17 protein-coding genes and 2 tRNA genes are annotated in these 19,764 nt (G+C 55.8%); 8 read left to right on the top strand and 11 right to left on the bottom strand.

Going from position 1 to position 19,764, the window contains the following annotated elements:
- The 8 genes from LD28_RS0115245 to LD28_RS0115210 form a co-directional block, all read left to right on the top strand.
- Window positions 1-186, top strand: a 186-nt coding sequence (locus LD28_RS0115245; protein WP_033137795.1) for an STAS domain-containing protein, incomplete at its 5' end; no start/stop codon positions are given.
- 22 nt (window positions 187-208) lie between these two features.
- Window positions 209-2,419 carry a chemotaxis protein CheA gene (locus LD28_RS0115240; protein WP_033137791.1) on the top strand — a complete coding sequence of 737 codons (2,211 nt, stop codon included), beginning with the start codon at window positions 209-211 and terminating at the stop codon, window positions 2,417-2,419.
- 10 nt (window positions 2,420-2,429) lie between these two features.
- Window positions 2,430-4,355, top strand: a complete 1,926-nt coding sequence (locus tag LD28_RS0115235; RefSeq protein WP_033137790.1) for a methyl-accepting chemotaxis protein — start codon at window positions 2,430-2,432, stop codon at window positions 4,353-4,355.
- 12 nt (window positions 4,356-4,367) lie between these two features.
- Window positions 4,368-4,937: a chemotaxis protein CheW gene (locus tag LD28_RS0115230; protein WP_033137789.1), complete on the top strand. Its 570-nt coding sequence runs from the start codon at window positions 4,368-4,370 to the stop codon at window positions 4,935-4,937.
- 43 nt (window positions 4,938-4,980) lie between these two features.
- The gene (locus LD28_RS0115225) at window positions 4,981-6,738 is read left to right on the top strand and encodes a methyl-accepting chemotaxis protein (RefSeq protein WP_033137788.1); all 1,758 of its coding nucleotides are present in this window, start codon (window positions 4,981-4,983) and stop codon (window positions 6,736-6,738) included.
- A 59-nt stretch (window positions 6,739-6,797) separates the two neighbouring features.
- Window positions 6,798-7,601: a CheR family methyltransferase gene (locus tag LD28_RS0115220; protein WP_033137787.1), complete on the top strand. Its 804-nt coding sequence runs from the start codon at window positions 6,798-6,800 to the stop codon at window positions 7,599-7,601.
- Between the two features lie 4 nt (window positions 7,602-7,605).
- On the top strand, window positions 7,606-8,097 hold the full coding sequence (cheD, locus tag LD28_RS0115215; RefSeq protein WP_033137786.1) for a chemoreceptor glutamine deamidase CheD: 492 nt from the start codon (window positions 7,606-7,608) through the stop codon (window positions 8,095-8,097).
- Window positions 8,094-9,152 carry a protein-glutamate methylesterase/protein-glutamine glutaminase gene (locus LD28_RS0115210; RefSeq protein ID WP_033137785.1) on the top strand — a complete coding sequence of 353 codons (1,059 nt, stop codon included), beginning with the start codon at window positions 8,094-8,096 and terminating at the stop codon, window positions 9,150-9,152. Before cheD ends, LD28_RS0115210 begins: the two co-directional genes overlap by 4 nt.
- Window positions 9,153-9,247: 95 nt before the next feature.
- On the opposite strand, the gene pnp is transcribed toward LD28_RS0115210, so the two are convergent.
- From pnp to tpiA, 11 genes are all read right to left on the bottom strand, one after another.
- Window positions 9,248-11,395 (bottom strand): polyribonucleotide nucleotidyltransferase, encoded by a 2,148-nt coding sequence (gene pnp, locus LD28_RS0115205; RefSeq protein WP_033137784.1) that lies wholly within the window; start codon window positions 11,393-11,395, stop codon window positions 9,248-9,250.
- A gap of 168 nt (window positions 11,396-11,563) precedes the next feature.
- Window positions 11,564-11,833, bottom strand: a complete 270-nt coding sequence (gene rpsO, locus LD28_RS0115200; protein WP_005298162.1) for a 30S ribosomal protein S15 — start codon at window positions 11,831-11,833, stop codon at window positions 11,564-11,566.
- A 144-nt stretch (window positions 11,834-11,977) separates the two neighbouring features.
- Window positions 11,978-12,928, bottom strand: coding sequence for a tRNA pseudouridine(55) synthase TruB (gene truB / locus LD28_RS0115195; RefSeq protein WP_033137783.1), 951 nt, complete (start codon window positions 12,926-12,928; stop codon window positions 11,978-11,980).
- A gap of 1 nt (window position 12,929) precedes the next feature.
- Window positions 12,930-13,367 (bottom strand): 30S ribosome-binding factor RbfA, encoded by a 438-nt coding sequence (gene rbfA / locus LD28_RS0115190; RefSeq protein WP_033137782.1) that lies wholly within the window; start codon window positions 13,365-13,367, stop codon window positions 12,930-12,932.
- Window positions 13,368-13,422: 55 nt separating this feature from the next.
- Entirely contained in the window at window positions 13,423-16,119 is a 2,697-nt protein-coding gene (gene infB, locus LD28_RS0115185; protein WP_033137781.1) for a translation initiation factor IF-2, read from the bottom strand.
- A 20-nt stretch (window positions 16,120-16,139) separates the two neighbouring features.
- On the bottom strand, window positions 16,140-17,642 hold the full coding sequence (gene nusA / locus LD28_RS0115180) for a transcription termination factor NusA (RefSeq protein ID WP_033137780.1): 1,503 nt from the start codon (window positions 17,640-17,642) through the stop codon (window positions 16,140-16,142).
- A 14-nt stretch (window positions 17,643-17,656) separates the two neighbouring features.
- Entirely contained in the window at window positions 17,657-18,115 is a 459-nt protein-coding gene (gene rimP, locus LD28_RS0115175) for a ribosome maturation factor RimP (RefSeq protein WP_033137779.1), read from the bottom strand.
- A gap of 166 nt (window positions 18,116-18,281) precedes the next feature.
- Window positions 18,282-18,358: transfer RNA gene (locus LD28_RS0115170), tRNA-Met, on the bottom strand.
- A gap of 92 nt (window positions 18,359-18,450) precedes the next feature.
- Window positions 18,451-18,535, bottom strand: a tRNA-Leu gene (locus LD28_RS0115165).
- Window positions 18,536-18,544: 9 nt separating this feature from the next.
- On the bottom strand, window positions 18,545-18,871 hold the full coding sequence (gene secG, locus LD28_RS0115160; RefSeq protein ID WP_033137778.1) for a preprotein translocase subunit SecG: 327 nt from the start codon (window positions 18,869-18,871) through the stop codon (window positions 18,545-18,547).
- A complete protein-coding gene (gene tpiA / locus LD28_RS0115155; RefSeq protein WP_033137777.1) occupies window positions 18,872-19,636 on the bottom strand; it encodes a triose-phosphate isomerase in 765 nt (254 codons plus the stop codon).
- Between the last annotated feature and the right edge of the window lie 128 nt (window positions 19,637-19,764).

The following is a 19,764-nucleotide window of genomic DNA, read 5'->3' as shown; positions in this document are numbered from 1 at the left end:
GCTGTATCCGAGATAGACAGCGCAGGGCTGCAATTATTGCTGGTGGCAAAAAAAACGGCACTGCAGCAAGGCTCCTCCCTGGCGCTGGTCTGGCACAGCAACGCCGTGTTGGAACTGCTGGAGCTGTGCCAGCTCTCGGCCTTTTTTGGCGACCCCACCCTCATCACCCATGGCGAACGGCCCTGAGCCACCATGACAAGGAGTCACCGTGAGCATCGATCTTGAACAGGCTTTGCAAACCTATATCGCCGAGGCGCGCGAGTTGCTCGAAGAGATGGAGTCTACCCTGCTCTCACTGGAGGCTGACCCTGACAATAGCGAGCTGATTGGCGCCATCTTCCGCGCGGCTCATACCATCAAGGGCTCTGCTGGCCTGTTTGGCTTGCAGCCAATCGTGGGGTTTACCCATATCGTCGAAGACTTGCTAGACCAGCTCCGCAATCAGCGGCTCCCCGTTACGTCGCCCCTGATCAAGGATCTGCTGGAGAGCTGCGATCACATCCAGATGCTGATCAGCGTCGTTGCAGAACAGGGAGGAGTACTGAGCGATAGCGATGCCAACCAGGATGAACGACTGAGGCTCGCCCTCACCCGTCACCAGTGCGTCCCCCATGCCACGCTGCCTGATACAGTGCACATACCTGAACCCAAGATCGAAAAAGAGGGAGGCATGACCAGCTCCGCCTCCTTGTGGCATATCTCCCTGCGTTTTGGCCCCGATGTGCTGCGCAACGGCATGGATCCGGCCGCATTTCTGCGCTATCTCGGCACACTCGGCACCATCAGCTCAGTGGAGACCATCCATCAAGCGATACCTGATTGGGATCAGTTCGATCCGGAAAATTGCTACCTCGGCTACGAAATAGACTTTGACTCTCAGGCAGACAAGGCTGCCATCAGCGATGTCTTTGAATTTGTCAGAGATGATTGCCAAATCATCATTTTGCCGCCCAATAGCAAGATCACCGAGTTCATCAACCTCATCAACTCGCTGCCAGAAGATAACGTCATGCTGGGGCAGTTGCTGGTCAATACAGGCGCCCTGACAGCCGAAGAGCTGGCCAACGGTCTGCAGACACAGCAAGCGACCCCCGCAGAGCAGGCTCCCAAACTCGGGGAAATCCTGATTGCGCAGGGCGCCGTCAACGAAGCCGTTGTCGATGCAGCACTAAAAAAACAGAACCAGACCAAGGAGAGCAAGAATAAAGAGGGTCGCTACGTCAGGGTGCATGCAGACAAACTGGATGATTTGATCAATCTGGTCGGTGAGCTGGTGGTAGCCAGCTCAGGGGCCAACCTGCTGGCCCAGCGCACCCGAGAGAGTCAGCTACAGGAAGCCACCTCGGTCATTGCCATGCTGGTGGAAGAGATCCGCGACAGTGCCCTGCGCCTGCGAATGGTGCCCATCGGCGATACCTTCAACCGCTTCCAACGGGTGGTGCGCGATGTCAGCCAGGAGCTCAACAAGGATATAACCCTGGTGATCTCCGGAGCCGAGACCGAACTGGACAAGTCTGTGGTAGAGAAGATCGGCGACCCGCTGATGCATCTGGTCAGAAACTCGATGGATCACGGCATCGAATCAGCAGAACAACGGCTGCAGGCAGGCAAACCCCCCCGCGGTACCTTGAATCTCAATGCCTATCACGACTCCAACAGCATCGTCATCGAAATTCGGGATGATGGTGCAGGCCTCAACAAAGCCAGGATCCAGCAAAAAGCCATCGAGCGTGGTTTGATCAGCGCCACTACGATGCTGACAGATCAGGAGATATACAACCTGATCTTCGAACCGGGTTTTTCCACCGCCGAGGCTATCACCAACCTCTCCGGTCGCGGGGTAGGCATGGATGTCGTCAAACGGAACATAACCGCCCTGCGCGGCACAGTCGATCTCGACAGTATCCCGGGAAAAGGGACCCGCGTGCAGATCCGCTTGCCTCTTACCCTCGCTATCATCGATGGCTTTCTGGTGCGGGTTTGCGATACCCACTATGTCATTCCACTCGATATGGTGATCGAGTGCGTTGAATTAACCCAGAGTGCGCTGGCCGACACTCTGGGCCGCAATTACATCAATTTGCGTGGAGAGGTGCTGCCCTTTATTCGCCTGCAACACTACTTCGATACCCATGGCTGCAAGGGACGTCGCGAGAATATCGTTGTGGTCAGTCATGCGGGCAAAAAGTCAGGTCTGGTAGTCGATGAACTGCTGGGCGAATTTCAGACCGTTATCAAACCGCTAGGGAAATTATTTCAGCGCCTGCAGGGGATTAGTGGCTCCACCATTCTGGGAGGTGGCGAAGTTGCGCTTATTCTCGATATTCCCTCATTAATCCAGCACGCGATAATTCAGGAGTCCGGACAGCTAAACCGGTTGACCGTATCGCGCAACCAGCCTCAATCCAGTATCAACTGAGGGGTCCATCATGTTTAAAAACTCCACCATCAAACTGCGCCTCATCGTTCTGCTCTGCATGCTCTGCCTGCTACTACTGGCTGTTGGCGGCCTTGGTTTATATAACATGCAGAGCAGCAACACCGGACTGCAGCGCGTATATAACGACCGGGTGGTGCCCCTCAAACAACTGAAGACGATCTCTGACAGCTATGCTGTTTCGATCATTGATAACCTCAACAAGGTCAATGCTGGCCTGATCCCGGCAGAAGAGGCCCTGAGCCAGATCAAACAGGCCCAGCAGCAAATTAAGCTGGAATGGCAACAATATCAGTCAACCACCCTGACCAAAGAGGAACAACGGTTATCTGGCGAAGCCAGCTCATTGTTCAATGCGGCCAATGAGGATATAGGAAGACTGGAAAAATTCCTGGCAACCCAGCACGGCACGATTACCGGCATGGTGAATAATTTTGATGGTGCGCTCTATGGCTCCATCGATCCGATAGGAAACAAGATCACCGAGCTGGTCAACCTGCAACTGGATGTGGCCAAATCGGAATATACCGCAGCACAATCCTGGTATGACGTCATGCTGATCACGATGGCAGCCGTCATTGTGGTGGGTATGGTACTCGCAGCCTGGTTTGGCACCATGCTGATTAAGAGCATCATCACTCCAATTGAGCAGGCCCTGCGCGTTGCCAATAGTCTGGCCGCTGGCAACCTGGACGTTTCAATCCAGATTGAATCCAACGACGAAGCCGGTCAGCTCCTGATGGCCATGGATAATATGGTCAAAAAACTGGGGGCATTAATTACCGATATAGAAACTCTGGTCACCGCAGCCGTTGAGCAGGGCGATTTTAGCCACAAGATCGCGCTGGAAAATCGTCAGGGCTATATCAAGCGGGTATCTGAATTGCTCAATCGCCTCTCCCATGTGACCGACACCAGTCTGGAAGATGTGATGCGCATAGCGACGTCACTCTCCCAAGGGGACCTGACCCAACGCATCGAAGCACCCTACCCCGGCATTTTTGGCCAAACCAAAGATGGCCTAAACCAAACCATCACAGCACTGACCAATATCATCGAAGAGGTCCGCAACGCAGCGGATAACCTGACCAACGCCTCCAATCAGGTGAGCAACACGGCGCAGGCGCTGAGCCAAGCCACCAGTGAACAGGCTGCTAGCGTAGAGGAGACCAGCGCCTCTATCGAGCAGATGAGCGCCAGCATCAACCAGAATACCGAGAACGCCAAGATCACTGACAGTATGGCCAGCAACTCTGTGCTAGAGGCTAGCGAGGGCGGGCAATCAGTGCAGCAAACGGTCACTGCCATGCAGCAAATCGCCAAAAAAGTCAGCATCATTGATGACATCGCCTATCAGACCAACCTGCTGGCCCTCAACGCCGCCATTGAAGCCGCCCGCGCCGGAGAGCATGGCAAAGGCTTTGCCGTAGTCGCAGCCGAGGTGAGAAAACTGGCGGAGCGCAGCCAAATCGCCGCTCAGGAGATTGGCGAACTTTCTTCTGACAGTGTCAGCAAAGCGGAGCGTGCTGGCAGCTTGCTGGAAAGGATTGTGCCCTCTATTCGCAAGACCTCGGATCTGGTGCAGGAGATTAATGCGGCCTCCGGGGAGCAGGCCTGTGCGGCCAACCAGATCAGTCTGGCAATGAGCCAACTCAATCAAGTAACACAGCAAAACGCGGCCAGTAGTGAAGAGCTGGCAGCTACCGCTGAGGAGATGAGTTCGCAAGCCAGCGAACTGCAGCAGACCATGGCCTTTTTCGCTCTGGAGAAAAATGCGGTGGTCAACAGCAGATCCCATGAGGCAGGTCATAAGCCCCCCCCTCCCAGAGGGGGCTTTATCGCCCCCCCACAGCGGGCTAACCAACAGCAGCAACCATCAACACAATCCATTGATAAAGCGGAATTTGTCCGTTTCTAACCGGAGGCGCGCATGCAAACATCCACCGACATCACGGTGCCATCAGTAGCCGCTGACGAGAGCAGTGGCGAAGCCCAATACCTGACATTTCTGATCAATAACGAAATGTTTGCCATCAATATCTTGGGGGTCAAAGAGATCATCGAGTACGGCAATATCACTCCGATCCCGATGATGCCAAGTTTTATCCGTGGGGTAATAAACCTGAGGGGGGCTGTAGTGTCAGTGGTTGATCTTAACGCCCGCTTTGGCAATTCCCCTTCAGTCATCACCCGCCGCAGCTGTATCGTCATCATAGAAGGGATGGCACAACAGGGCGATGAACCAGCAGGCCAGGATATTGGCGTTGTGGTGGACTCGGTTTCAGAAGTGCTGAGCATCCCGCAAGACGAAATTGAACCACCACCCAGCTTTGGTGCCCGCATACGGGCCGACTTTATCAGCGGGATGGGCAAGGTAAACGGTAAATTCGTCATCCTCATCGATACAGAAAAAGTCCTGTCACTCGAAGAGATGGCACAACTCAGTGAACTGGTCCCGCCACAGGCAAGGTTGCCGCAAGGCAATCTGCAGGTCTCCTGAGCAGGCCCCTACTTTCCATGACATGCAGCACAAGGATACGCTCATGACCCAATCACTCTTTGGCAAACTCTTCGGAAACGGCGCGGCCGAAGCCATGCAACATACACAGTTGCTTAAGGCTATCGAGCAGATCCAGCATGCCATTACACAAGAGCAGAGCCCGGCACCGATAGATCTTTCAACGCTGGATGGATCACTGCGAGAGATCGGCCACGCAATCAACGATGTTGTTAAACAGCTAACCGGCAAGCTGGAGAGCTGCCACAGCGAAATTCGCGCCAGTCAGGCACAGCACTATGAAAACCGCTTGGTACGCAAAGCGCTTGATTGCGCCAGCACCAACGTGATGATCGCCGATACAAACCTGGATATTATTTACATGAATGAATCGGTCACCGGGATGCTCAACCAGGCCGAAGCAGATATCAAAAAAGAGCTCTATAGCTTCAATGCCAATCAGCTGATGGGCGCCAATATCGATAGTTTTCATAAAAATCCCGGTCATCAGCGCGCCATGTTGGCCAAACTGAGCAGCACCTACCGCACCCAGATCCAGCTAGGGGGACGAACCTTCTCCCTTATTGCTAACCCAGTCTTCAACGATACTGGCGAGCGAATGGGGTCCGTTGTTGAATGGGCAGACCGGACCAAGGAGGTGATGATAGAGAAAGAGATGTCCGACATCGTGCAGGCGGTCATAAATGGTGAATTACACCGCCGCATGGAGCTGACCGGCAAGAGCGGCTTCTTTCAGGCGATGGGAGAAGGGATCAACCAGATTGCCGAAGTGATCGACGGCACTCTCAACGAGGTTATCCGGATCGTACAGTGTCTGGCGAAAGGGGATCTGACCCAGCAGATCGAAGCCGACTATCCCGGCATTTTTGGCACCACCAAGGATGCGCTCAACACAACCATCGCTTCTCTGACCAAGATTGTGACCGAGGTACGCGGTGCATCAGACAACCTATCCAGCGCGGCCGAGCAAGTGAGTGCCACCGCACAATCAATCAGTCAATCCAGCAGTGAGCAGGCCTCCAGCATGGAGGAGACAAGCGCCTCCATCGAGCAGATGAGTGCCAGCATCAACCAGAATACCGACAATGCCCAGGTCACCGATGGGATGGCCAGCAAAGCAGCAAAAGAAGCGGTGGAAGGTGGAGAAGCCGTCAAACTCACCGTCGATGCCATGAAACAGATCGCCAAGCGGATTGGCATCATTGACGACATTGCCTACCAGACCAATTTGTTAGCGCTCAATGCTGCCATCGAAGCGGCTCGCGCTGGCGATCACGGTAAAGGCTTTGCCGTCGTGGCTGCAGAGGTGCGCAAACTGGCCGAACGTAGCCAGGTCGCGGCACAGGAGATTGGTGAGCTGGCTTCCAGCAGCGTCGAAATGGCAGAAAAAGCGGGCCGCCTGCTGGATCAGATGGTGCCCTCCATCAACAAGACCTCGGATCTGGTACAGGAGATCAGTGCCGCCTCAAATGAACAATCGACGGGGGTCAGTCAAATCAACCTTGCAATGAGTCAGCTGAGCCAGGTCACGCAGCAGAACGCCTCTTGCAGCGAAGAGTTGGCAGCCACCGCCGAAGAGATGAGCAGCCAGGCCGAGCAATTGCAGCAAGCCATGGAGTTTTTCACTCTGGAAGAAGTTCGCAAGGATGGCCGAGCCCACATCACGACACGTAACTCAGGCCCCAAAGGGCGCTTCATTACCGAGGGAAACGCCTCTGGTAATGAACGACCCTCAAATCAGTCGCGACCACCACTCAACGACACCGATTTTGTCCGATTCTAGTCGCGAGGGAGAGGCATAGCCTCTCCCACTTCAGACACTACAGGTAGAGGGAAAGGATTTTGTATCAGACCCAGCTGCATGATGATGAGTTCTCCCGTTTCCAACGCTGGCTTCATCAAACGGCGGGGATCGAGCTGTCTCCCGCCAAGAAAGCGCTGGTCGCCAGCCGCCTGGCAAAACGGCTCTACCACTATGAGCTGAATAGTTATGACGATTACTTTCAGCTCATCATGAACGACCGCAGCAGCGAACTGCAACTGGCGCTCGATCTGCTCACCACCAACGAAACCTACTTTTTCAGGGAGCCCAAACACTTCGAGTTTCTGACCCGGGAAGTGCTTGCGCACTTCCCGACTGAACGCACCTTGCGGATCTGGAGTGCCGCCAGCTCCTCCGGGGAGGAGCCTTACAGTCTGGCAATGACCCTGGCGGAGAAACGCGGCATCCTCAACTGGGAGGTCGTGGCTTCGGATATCTCGTCCCGAGTGCTGGAACAGGCGACGAGTGGCCGTTACCCCATCGAGCGAGCCCACAACATTCCGTTGCCATTCTTGATGAAGTACTGCCTCAAGGGCATCGGCCTGCAGGAGGGCATCTTCATCATCGACCGCAAGCTGCGGGACAAGGTGAATTTCATGCAGATAAACCTCAATCAGGAGCTGCCTGACATCGGCATGTTTGACGTCATCTTCATCAGAAACGTGATGATCTATTTCAACAAAGAGACCAAGGGGCAAGTGTTGCAGCGGCTGGTGCCCAGACTCAAGCCAGGTGGCTATCTGCTGGTCAGCCATGCAGAGAGTTTGCATGGTTTGGATCATGGGCTGCAGCTCGTCTCTCCCTCTATTTACCAGAAGAGATAACCGCATGGCACGGGAGGTAATTCTGCAACCGGGTGAACTCTTCTTTGGCAAGGAGGATGTCGTCCTCAAAACCGTGCTGGGATCCTGCATTGCTATCACCCTGTGGCATCCGGAACAGAAGCTGGGCGGTATGTGTCACTACATGCTGCCGAGTCGAGGGCGGCCAACAACCCAGCTGGATGGCCGCTACGCCGATGAAGCCATCACCCTGTTGTTACAAGCAGTTGAGCAATACCCCGCCCCCATCGGCGAATATGAGGTCAAGCTGTTCGGGGGCGGCAACATGTTTGATGAACCACAATACGCCAAACGCGATAACAATGTGTCCACCAGAAATATTGAGGCAGCCTGGCAACTGACCCGACACCTTGGGCTTGATATCAAAGCCCATCATCTTGGCCATAGCGGCCACCGAAGTCTGATTTTTGAACTCAGCAACGGTAGTGTCTGGCTCCGCCATCATCGTCTGCCACATCAACGGGAGTCGCGAGAATGAAGCAAATCCGGGTCATGCTGGTGGATGATTCCGCCGTGGTGAGACAGGTATTGCAAGCGGTGCTGGAGCAAGAGCCCGATATCCGAGTGATTGCTACAGCATCAGATCCCCTATTTGCACTGGAAAAGCTGAAGAAAGAGTGGCCCGATGTCATCGTGCTTGATGTGGAGATGCCACGCATGGACGGCATCACTTTTCTCACCAAGATCATGACGGAGCATCCGACGCCAGTGGTGATCTGCTCCTCCCTCACCGAAAAAGGGGCCGAGACAACGTTACAGGCAATGGCTGCTGGCGCGGTGGATATCATCACCAAGCCGACCATAGGGATAAAAAGCTTTTTGCAAGAATCAGCCCACGATCTGGCCATGGCGGTGCGTGGCGCCGCCCAGGCCAACCTCAAACGCGTGGGCAAGCCCTCCTCTGTACCGGTCAGCACCAAGCTCAACGCGGATGCCATGCTGGCACCCAACCAGCACGCTATGGCACAAACCACCGAACGGCTTATCGCCATCGGCACCTCGACCGGCGGCACCCAGGCGCTGGAAGCCGTACTGACGGCCCTGCCCCGGGTCAGCCCCGGTATTGTCATCGTGCAGCACATGCCGGAGAAATTTACCGCCATGTTTGCCGACCGGCTAAACGGGGTCTGCCAGATAGAAGTGCGGGAGGCCAAAAACAATGACAGGGTGATCCCCGGGCTAGCGCTGATTGCCCCCGGGGGCAAGCATATGCTACTCAAGCGGAGCGGGGCCTACTATCACGTTGAGGTAGTCGACGGGCCGCTCATCAACCGCCATCGTCCCTCGGTGGATGTGCTGTTTCGCTCCGTCGCCAAGTATGCCGGCAAGAACGCCACCGGCATCATCATGACCGGCATGGGGGATGATGGCGCCCGGGGATTACGTGAGATGCTGGAGGCCGGCGCCAACACCTTTGCCCAGGATGAGGCTTCCTGCGTGGTCTTCGGCATGCCCAAGGAGGCGATCAAGCTGGGAGCCGCCCGCCATGTACTTCCCTTGCAAGAGATGCAGTACGCCATCCTCGGCAAGTAGGCTCGCTCGCGTTTAAACCATAAAAAAGTCCGGCTCCCCAAGGGGAGCCGGACTTTTTACATCAACCGGAACCAGTCCGGTATCAGGCGAGCAGATTACTCTGCAGCAGGCGCTTCTTCAGCGGCCGGAGCGACGTCAGCAGCAGGTGCAGCAGCTTCGGTCGGGGCGTTCGCTTCCTTGATGGAGAGACGTACACGGCCCTGACGGTCCACTTCCAGTACCTTCACCTTGACCACGTCACCGATGGTCAGGTGGTCAGCCACGTTCTGCACGCGCGCGTCGGTGATCTGGGAGATGTGTACCAGACCATCTTTGCCTGGCAGGATGTTGACGAATGCACCGAAATCGGCCAGACGGACAACTTTACCTTCATAGATGCGGTTCACTTCGATCTCGGCAGTGATGGCCTCGATGCGACGGATAGCTTCCATGGCAGCTTCGTTGGCCACGGCGGAGATACGTACAGTACCATCATCATCCAACTCAATGTTGGTGCCGGTCTCTTCGGTCAGCGCACGGATCACGGAACCACCCTTACCGATCACGTCCTTGATCTTCTCAGGATTGATCTTGATGGTGTGGATGCGCGGTGCGAAATCGGAGATCTCGGCACGCGGAGCCTGGATAGCTTCGTCCATCACTTTCAGGATGTGCAGACGAGCGCCACGAGCTTGCTTCAGGGCAATCTCCATGATCTCTTTGGTGATGCCTTCGATCTTGATGTCCATCTGCAGCGCGGTTACACCTTCGGTGGTACCGGCTACTTTGAAGTCCATATCGCCCAGGTGATCTTCGTCACCCAGGATGTCGGACAGCACGACGAAACCTTCTTCTTCCTTCACCAGACCCATGGCGATACCGGCAACGGAGGCCTTGATCGGCACACCGGCATCCATCAGCGCCAGAGAGGAACCACACACTGAGGCCATGGAGGAGGAACCGTTGGATTCGGTGATTTCAGACACCACGCGCACCACATACGGGAACTCGGCGGCGCTCGGCATCACGGCTGCAACGCCGCGCTTGGCCAGACGGCCGTGACCGATTTCACGACGCTTCGGGCTACCCATCATGCCGGTCTCACCGACGCAGTATGGCGGGAAGTTGTAGTGCAGCATGAAGCGATCAGCACGGTTGCCGGTCAGCTCGTCGATGTTCTGGGCGTCACGCTCGGTACCCAGAGTGGCAACTACGATGGCCTGAGTTTCACCACGGGTGAACAGGGCAGAACCGTGAGCACGGGGCAGAATGCCGGTACCTACGCTCAGGGCGCGGATCATTTCCGGATCGCGACCATCGATACGCGGCTCGCCACGTACTACGCGACCACGAACGATGCGGCTTTCCAGGCTGTGGAACTCTTCGCCGATCTTCTTGGCATCTTCTTCCACGCCGGAAGCGATAACTTGCTCAACCACACGGCCCTTGATGGCAGCGATGGTTTCGTAACGAACAGCCTTCTCGGTGATGCGGTAGGCTTCACCCAGTTCGGCGGTCGCCAACTCGGCAACCTTGGCTTTCAGCGCTTCGTTGACGGCAGGCGGAGTCCAGTCCCACGGCTTGGTGCCGACGGCAGCGGCAAACTCGTTGATCGCATTGATCACGGTCTGCATCTGGTCGTGACCAAATACCACGGCGCCCAGCATCACCTCTTCGGAAAGGATGGCCGCTTCGGACTCAACCATCAGTACCGCGTTGGCAGTACCGGCAACCACCAGATCCAGATCGCTCTGCGGCAGTTCGGTGGTAGTCGGGTTCAGCACATACTGACCATTCATGTAACCCACGCGAGCAGCGCCGATCGGGCCGCCAAACGGGATACCGGAGATGGCCAGTGCAGCAGAGGCACCGATCATGGCAACGATGTCGGGGGATACAGCAGGATTCACGGACATGACGGTCGCAACGACCTGAACCTCATTGAGGAAGCCTTCCGGGAACAGCGGACGAATAGGACGGTCGATCAGACGGGAGATGAGGGTCTCGCCTTCGCTCGGACGGCCTTCACGACGGAAGAAACCACCCGGGATACGACCAGCAGCATAGGTACGCTCCTGGTAATTGACGGTCAGCGGGAAGAAATCACGGCCGTGATCGGCCTCTTTCTTGCCGACTACGGTCACAAATACGCAGGTATCGTCCATGCTGACCATAACGGCCGCAGTGGCTTGACGGGCCATCACACCGGTTTCCAGAGTGACGGTGTGTTGACCGTACTGGAATGACTTTACAATAGGATTCACGTGAATTTCCTTTTTACAATTTGGCTCTTTAAATTCGCGCACAAGTATACTTGATTCGATGCAAAAGGTAAGCGGCGACGCGAATTCTGTGAGGCAGGCAACGGCTTGAAGAGCAATAAAAAAAGGGGAACCTGATGGTTCCCCTTTTTCGCGAAATCTGATGGTCGATTAACGACGCAGACCCAGCTTGGCGATCAGAGCAGCGTAACGCTGAACGTCTTTACGCTTCAGGTAGTCCAGCAGCTTACGACGCTGGGAAACCATGCGCAGCAGACCGCGACGACCGTGGTGGTCCTTGGAGTGCTCTTTGAAGTGACCTTGCAGATGGTTGATCTGGGCAGTCAGCAGGGCAACTTGCACTTCGGGGGAGCCAGTGTCGTTGGCGCAACGAGCGTTGTCAGCAACGATTTGAGCTTTGATCTCAGCATTTAGAGACATAGGTGTACTCCAGTAGAGTGTTTAAAGGTTCACAGCCAATCTCTAATTCAGCCGTGAAATGAGGGCGGTATCATAATCGTCCCCGCCCCTTTTCGCAACGATAAAGACGTGCAACGGGCAAGAGAGGATGATACCGCCTGAGGATCACTCCTCGTCGTGATAACGCACCAGTCGCTTGGGCGCGACACGGCCATCATCATCAATCTCGCCAACCCCGATAAACTCGCGCTCCGGGCCGACTGTCATGCGAACCTGACCACTTTGTGGCGCACCCGCCACCTGCACAGCCTGGCCCTGATTCACATAGGCAGCCACGACAGCCAGCATGTTCACCTCGGGCAGGGAAGCCACGGCGGTGTCCATCGGCAGCAACAGCGGATCCAGTTGCTCGCGCGGCGGGATGCTCTCGGCCTTGGCCTGCTCGAAGATGCACTCGAGCTGATCCAGGGTCAGCATCCGCTCGTACGGGTAGCTGGCGACCTGGGTACGGCGCAACTGGGTCACGTGGGCGCCGCAGCCCAGCACTTCACCCAGATCATCCACCAGAGAGCGGATGTAGGTGCCCTTGCTGCAGTGCACTTCGAGGCGCACTTCATCACCTTCAAAGCTCAGCAGTTTGAGCTCGAATACGGTGATGGGACGGGCTTCGCGCTCGATTTCGATACCTTCGCGGGCATATTCGTAAAGCGGACGGCCGTTGTGCTTGAGCGCGGAGTACATGGACGGCACCTGCATGATGGGGCCGCGGAACTGGTCCAGCGCCTCAATCAGGGTACCGACAGCCACGTTCACCGGACGGGTGGAGACCACCTCGCCATCGGAGTCGCTAGTGTTGGTACGCTCGCCCAGTTTGGCGGTTACCTCATAGCGCTTGTCCGCTTCCAGCAGATACTGGGAGAACTTGGTGGCCTCACCGAGGCAGATCGGCAGCATGCCGGTCGCCAGCGGGTCCAGGGCGCCGGTGTGACCGGCCTTGGCGGCGTTGTAGATGCGCTTGACCTTCTGCAACACATCGTTGGAGGTCAGGCCGGTCGGCTTGTCCAGCAGCAGAATGCCGTGCACATCACGGCCCTTGAAACGACGTCTTCGGGTCATCTCAGGCTTTATCCTCAGTCGTGTCATCCGGTGCGGATGCAGCTTCTTCGTCACGGCCGGATTCGGCCATGCGACGCTTGTCTTCACGCACAGTGTTGGTCACCAGGTTGGAGAGACGCATCCCCTCGACCAGGGTCTGGTCGTAGTAGAAACGCAGCTCGGGCACTACGCGCAGACGCATGGCGCTGCCCAGCAGACTACGGATGTATCCGGCTGCTTCGGTCAGACCCAGCAAGCCTTCCTTGATGCGCTCGGCATCATTTTCCAGCTGCAAGAAGGTGACGTAAATCTTGGCATAGTTGAGGTCACGGGACACTTCCACATCGGAAACAGTCACCATGCCGATACGCGGGTCTTTCACCTCGCGCTGCAGGATCAGCGCGATTTCACGCTGGATCTGCTGTCCGACCCGACGGGTCCGGCTGAATTCTCTGGCCATATTCTATCCTGCGATAAAAGGGGGCCGCGGCCCCCTATTTTGTCTAACTCTCGGCTTACAGAGTCCGTTGGATTTCAACAGTCTCGTAAACTTCGATCTGGTCGCCTTCGCGCACGTCGTTGTAGTTCTTGACCGCGATACCACACTCGTAGCCGTTGCGAACTTCGTTGACGTCATCCTTGAAGCGACGCAGGGATTCCAGCTCGCCTTCATAGATAACCACGTTGTCACGCAGAACGCGAATACGGTTGGAACGCTTGACCACACCTTCGGTAACCATACAACCGGCAACCGCGCCGAACTTCGGAGACTTGAAGACGCTACGCACTTCAGCCAGACCGATGATCTCCTGACGATACTCAGGGGCCAGCTTGCCGCTCATGGCCTGCTTCACTTCGTCGATCAGGTCATAGATGACGGAGTAGTAACGCAGATCCAGGCTCTCGGCTTCGATGACCTTGCGCGCAGAAGCGTCGGCACGGACGTTGAAACCAACCAGGATGGCGCTGGAAGCAGCAGCCAGGGTTGCGTCGGTTTCGGTGATACCACCTACGCCGGAACCCACGATCTTCACCTTCACTTCGTCGGTGGAGAGTTTGACCAGCGCATCGCAGATCGCTTCCACAGAACCCTGTACGTCGGCCTTGATCACCACGTTCACTTCGGACACTTCGCCCTCGGTCATGTTGGCGAACATGTTTTCCAGCTTGGCCTTCTGCTGGCGAGCCAGCTTGACTTCGCGGAACTTGCCCTGACGGTAGAGCGCCACTTCACGGGCTTTCTTCTCGTCACGGACAACGGTGGCTTCGTCACCGGCAGAGGGAACGCCAGACAGACCCAGAATTTCCACCGGCAGGGAGGGACCCGCTTCCTTGATCTCGCGACCCAGTTCGTCACGCATGGCGCGAACACGGCCGTACTCGAGACCACACAGGACGATGTCGCCCTGACGCAGAGTACCTTCTTGTACCAGTACGGTAGCAACCGGACCACGACCCTTGTCCAGGAAGGATTCGATCACGACGCCGTTGGCCATGCCATCGACAACCGCTTTCAGTTCCAGCACTTCAGACTGGACCAGGATGGCTTCCAGCAGATCGTCGATGCCTTCGCCAGACTTGGCAGAAACGTGCACGAACTGGCAATCTCCACCCCAATCTTCAGACATGACGTTGTAACGGGCCAGCTCGGTCTTGACGCGATCCGGATCCGCTTCAGGCTTGTCGATCTTGTTGACCGCAACAACCAGCGGTACACCGGCAGCCTTGGCGTGCTGGATTGCTTCGATGGTCTGCGGCATAACGCCGTCATCGGCAGCAACAACCAGAACCACGATATCGGTTGCCTTGGCACCACGAGCACGCATGGAGGTAAACGCAGCGTGACCCGGAGTATCCAGGAAGGTGATCATGCCACTGTCGGTTTCGACGTGGTAAGCACCGATATGCTGGGTAATACCACCGGCTTCGCCAGCAGCGACCTTGGCTTTACGAATGTAGTCGAGCAGCGAGGTCTTACCGTGGTCAACGTGACCCATGATGGTCACGACCGGAGCGCGCGGCTTGGCTTCAGAGGTCTCGTCACGATCGGACAGTACCGCCTCTTCCAGCTCGTTCTCACGACGCAGCACAACCTTGTGACCCATCTCCTCGGCGACCAGCTGAGCGGTCTCCTGGTCGATCACCTGGTTGATGGTGGCCATGGCGCCCATCTTCATCATCGCCTTGATGACTTCAACACCTTTGACGGCCATCTTGTTGGCCAGTTCGGCCACAGTGATGGTCTCGCCGATGACGACGTCGCGGTTAACCACGGCAGCCGGCTTGTTGAAGCCGTGCTTCATGGCGTTCGGAGTGGCGACCTTGCCACGCTTGCCCTTGCGGGCACGCGGGTTGCGGGAGTCGCGGTCATCTTCACGACGACCAGCCTTTTTCGGGGCTTTGACAGCTGCAGCTGCGGTACGACGGCTGGTCTCTTCTTTCCGATCCAACTCGTCTTCTGCGGCTTGCGCATGCTTGTTGGTAGTCAGATGGTAGTCGCTGCTCTCTTTGGCGCGAGCGGCTTCTTCTTCAGCCCAACGGGCCGAGTTCTGTTCCGCCATGAGACGAGCCTCTTCGGCTTTCTTCGCGGCGAGTTCTTCAGCTTTTTGCAAAGCTGTTTGTTCCTGTTGGCGCTTCAGTTCTTCTGCTTCGCGCTTGGCCATCTTTTCTGCCTCTTGCTGAGCTGTGCTACTGGCTGCTTTGGCGGGCTGTGAAGCCTGTCGAGCCTTTGATTGTGCCTCGATCCGCGCCTTTTCCTCAGCTTCACGACGAGCCTGCTCAGCCTCACGGCGAGCCTTCTCTTCAGCGTCGAGGCGAGCCTTTTCTTCGGCCTCGCGACGAGCTTTTTCTTCTGCTTCCAAACGCGCTGTTTCCTCGGCTTCCGCCTGGCGCTGTTCATCTTCCAGCGCCGAGCGTCTTACATAGGTGCGAGACTTGCGCACTTCTACCTGCACTTCCTTGTTCTTGCCGCCAGTACCCTGAACACTGATGGTGCTCTTGGTCTTGCGTTGCAAGGTCATGCGGGCAGGAGCGGCGACCTCGTCACCCCCATGCTGTTTCTTCAGGTGTGCCAGCAGAGTCTGTTTTTCAGACTCGCTGACCATGTCGTCGGCCTTGCTCTTGCTGATACCGGCATCGACAAACTGCTGGAGAAGACGATCAACCGGTGTGTCGATGTCAGTGGCAAGTTGTTTGACTGATACTTCTGCCATTCATTTTCCTCCGTTTGATCTTACTCGGACTGCTCTTCTCCGAACCAACAGATATTGCGAGCAGCCATAATGAGCTCACCTGCCTTCTCGGCAGTCAGCCCTTCAATATCAGCAAGGTCATCGATACCTTGCTCAGCCAAATCTTCCAGGGTGCCCACGCCACGGCCCGCCAGAGCGTAAGCCAGTTCGCGGCTCAGACCGTTCAGATTGAGCAGCTCTTCGGACGGCTCGACGCCATCGAAAGACTCTTCCTTGGCCAGTGCCTTGGTAGTCAGGGCATCTTTGGCGCGCTTGCGCAGCTCTTCGACCATGTCTTCATCCAGACCATCGATAGCCAGCAGCTCGTTGACCGGTACAAAGGCGATCTCTTCCAGAGTGGAGAAGCCCTCTTCCATCAGCAGACCGGCGAAATCGTCGTCGATATCCAGGGTGCTGGTGAACAGGTTCATGATGCGGTCGTTTTCGGCCTGGTGCTTGGCACGCATGTCCTCAACGGTCATCACGTTCAGTTCCCAACCGGTCAGCTGGGAGGCCAGACGCACGTTCTGACCATTGCGACCGATGGCCTGAGCCAGGTTGGCAGCTTCCACGGCGATATCCATGGTGTGGTTGTCTTCATCAACGATGATGGAGGCCACATCGGCAGGCGCCATGGCATTGATCACGTACTGGGCCGGGTTGTCATCGTACAGCACGATGTCGGCGCGCTCACCGCTCAGCTCGGCGGAGACAGCTTGCACACGGGCACCACGCATACCGATACAGGCACCGATCGGGTCGATACGACGATCGTTGGTCTTCACCGCGATCTTGGCGCGGGAACCCGGATCACGGGCAGCACCCATGATTTCGATCATCTCTTCACCGATTTCCGGTACTTCGATACGGAACAGCTCTTTCAGGAAGTCCGGGCTGGAACGGCTGACAAACAGCTGAGAACCACGGGCTTCCGGACGTACAGCGTAAAGCAGGCCACGGACGCGGTCGCCCGGACGGAAGGTTTCACGCGGCAGCATGTCATCACGGAAGATCACGGCTTCAGCATTGCTGCCCAGATCCAGAATGACGTTGTCGCGGTTGCTCTTCTTGACCACACCACTGATGATGGTGCCTTCTTTATCTTTAAACTGATCAACTACTTGTGAACGCTCGGCTTCGCGCACTTTCTGCACGATAACCTGCTTGGCGGTCTGGGTAGTGATACGGTCGAAGGTCACAGAGTCGATCTGGTCTTCAACATAGTCACCAATCTGGATGTCCGGCTGATCAATCTGCGCCGCTTCCAGGGTGATTTCAGCGTAGGCGTTTTCCATTGCAGCTTGATCTGCAATAACTACCCAACGGCGGTAAGTTTCGTAGTCACCGGTCTTGCGATCGATTTCAACCCGAACTTCAATCTCGCCTTCGTATTTCTTCTTGGTCGCAGTCGCCAGCGCGGTTTCCAGTGCCTGGAAAATCTTCTCGCGGGGTACCGCCTTCTCGTTGGATACTGCGTCAACGACCAGCAAAATCTCTTTATTCATATCCGATAGCCTCGTTAACCAAAGTTCGGCACTATGTTCGCTTTTTGGATATTGGTGAAAGCCAACACGTCGTCCTTACCATCTACTGTCAGGGTGATCATGTCGCCTTGCACAGCTTTGATTACGCCTTTGAACTTGCGGCGGTTGTTTGTTGCCATCCGAAGCGTTACCGCCGCCTCTTGGCCAACGTATTTTTCGAATTGGGCAACCTTGAACAGGGGACGATCCAGGCCTGGGGAGGACACCTCGAGGTAATACTCCTCGGTGATGGGATCTTCGACGTCCATGATGGCGCCAACCTGATGGCTGACTTCAGCACAGTTCTCGACTGTTACACCCTGCTCGCCGTCGATATAGACACGCAAGGTGGAGTGTTTACCCGCACGGATAAACTCAATACCCCAAAGTTCAAAACCCAAGGCAACGACCGGAGCCTCGAGCAGATCGGTCAAACGTTGTTCCAACGTAGCCAAAGTCACCCTCCGAAAAACAAAAAAAGGGCATAAAGCCCAGATAGAGATCGATTCAGAGTAAATTGCACATAACAAAAAGCCCCGATGTCAAATCGGGGCTTGGCGCTTTACCCTGATTGTCGCCTCGCAGCGACCGCCTTCCTGAGCGTAGGAAATGCGTGAAATTTGGTTGCGGGGGCCGGATTTGAACCGACGACCTTCGGGTTATGAGCCCGACGAGCTACCATGCTGCTCCACCCCGCGTCCGAAATCGTGCGAGATTATAGCCACTTCACTCTCTCGATACAAGACTGACTGGCTATAATACACTCGGTTTCCCGAGTTCACTGCTTAATTGGTGCCGTGGGCGGGACTCGAACCCGCACACCCTAGAGCACTACCCCCTCAAGATAGCGTGTCTACCAATTCCACCACCACGGCAAAACTCATTTACTGGGGAACGTCAGTATCTTTGTTTACTGGCGCTTTGGTCTGCTCAACCTGTTGGGTTTGTTGCAAATTTTCCCACTCACTACCCTGCTTCACCTTGTTGCTAGACAATGAGCCAAGCACCAAGCTAATCAAAAAAAACAGAGTAGCCAAAATCGCTGTTGTTCGGGTCAGGAAACTGCCTGAACCACCGGAGCCGAATACTGTGTTCGATGCCCCTGCGCCGAAGGAGGCGCCCATATCAGCCCCTTTACCTTGCTGAATCATCACCAGACCAATCAGAGCCAGTGACACCAGCAGATAAACGACTAAAAGAATCTCGTACATTTAACTTGCACCCTTTGCCGCTTCAACAATTCCTAAAAACGCATCGCTATCGAGGCTTGCTCCGCCAATCAATCCGCCATCAATGTCGGGCTGGGCAAACAAATCTCTCGCGTTGGTCGGCGTTACGCTCCCACCATAGATGATTCTAACTTTCTCACCTATTACCGGAGTATCCTCCGCCAAGCGACCACGTATAAAGGAATGAACCTCTTGTGCCTGCTCGGGTGTGGCGCATTTACCTGTACCTACAGCCCAAATCGGCTCGTAGGCGATGATAGCATTATCGAAAGCCATCGCGCCATTTTTCTCTATGACGATATCCAGTTCTTCGGCGATCACCTCAAAGGCTCTTCTCGCCTGCCTCGCCGCACCTGACTCACCTAAACAGAGGATGGGAATCAAGCCTGCCGCTCTGGCTGCCGCAAACTTCTCTGCGACGATAAAACTGGTCTCACCAAAGAGACGCCTGCGCTCGGAGTGCCCTACCAATACGTAACGACACCCTGCCTCAACCAGCATCTGACACGAGATTTCTCCTGTGTAAGCGCCAGTGTTGTGCTGACTCACATTCTGAGCCCCCAACCTTATTACTTTCTGCTCATTGAGCAGTGAAGCGGTAAAGTCGAGATGCACATGGGAAGGGCAGAGAACCACATCTGCTTTACCGTCAACGCCGTTCAGGCACCGACTCGTAAACTGCTCTAACTGCGACCTACTACCGTGCAACTTCCAGTTGGCTGCTACAAACGGCTTGCGATGTCCCATCGGCAACTCCCTTGCGAAAGCGGGGCTGATAATATCCAGAGGATGCTCAGCTGACAAGTGCTATTTTTAAATTTTTGAATCGTTTGAACAAGATACAACCAGGGCGGCTAAAAAGCCGCCCTGGTTGT

Origin of the sequence: Aeromonas finlandensis (assembly GCF_000764645.1) — a bacterium.
Classification (GTDB): Bacteria; Pseudomonadota; Gammaproteobacteria; order Enterobacterales; family Aeromonadaceae; genus Aeromonas; species Aeromonas finlandensis.
This window is presented reverse-complemented; position numbering and strand designations above follow the sequence as displayed.

What these genes read in the sequence shown, in the direction of transcription:
- LD28_RS0115230 (WP_033137789.1), top strand. Translation starts at nt 4,368, where the DNA reads ATGCAAACATCCACCGACATCACGGTGCCATCAGTAGCCGCTGACGAG.
- LD28_RS0115235 (WP_033137790.1), top strand. Translation starts at nt 2,430, where the DNA reads ATGTTTAAAAACTCCACCATCAAACTGCGCCTCATCGTTCTGCTCTGC.
- tpiA (WP_033137777.1), bottom strand. Translation starts at nt 19,636, where the DNA reads ATGGGACATCGCAAGCCGTTTGTAGCAGCCAACTGGAAGTTGCACGGT.
- nusA (WP_033137780.1), bottom strand. Translation starts at nt 17,642, where the DNA reads ATGAATAAAGAGATTTTGCTGGTCGTTGACGCAGTATCCAACGAGAAG.
- truB (WP_033137783.1), bottom strand. Translation starts at nt 12,928, where the DNA reads ATGACCCGAAGACGTCGTTTCAAGGGCCGTGATGTGCACGGCATTCTG.
- LD28_RS0115210 (WP_033137785.1), top strand. Translation starts at nt 8,094, where the DNA reads ATGAAGCAAATCCGGGTCATGCTGGTGGATGATTCCGCCGTGGTGAGA.
- cheD (WP_033137786.1), top strand. Translation starts at nt 7,606, where the DNA reads ATGGCACGGGAGGTAATTCTGCAACCGGGTGAACTCTTCTTTGGCAAG.
- rbfA (WP_033137782.1), bottom strand. Translation starts at nt 13,367, where the DNA reads ATGGCCAGAGAATTCAGCCGGACCCGTCGGGTCGGACAGCAGATCCAG.
- secG (WP_033137778.1), bottom strand. Translation starts at nt 18,871, where the DNA reads ATGTACGAGATTCTTTTAGTCGTTTATCTGCTGGTGTCACTGGCTCTG.
- infB (WP_033137781.1), bottom strand. Translation starts at nt 16,119, where the DNA reads ATGGCAGAAGTATCAGTCAAACAACTTGCCACTGACATCGACACACCG.
- rpsO (WP_005298162.1), bottom strand. Translation starts at nt 11,833, where the DNA reads ATGTCTCTAAATGCTGAGATCAAAGCTCAAATCGTTGCTGACAACGCT.
- LD28_RS0115225 (WP_033137788.1), top strand. Translation starts at nt 4,981, where the DNA reads ATGACCCAATCACTCTTTGGCAAACTCTTCGGAAACGGCGCGGCCGAA.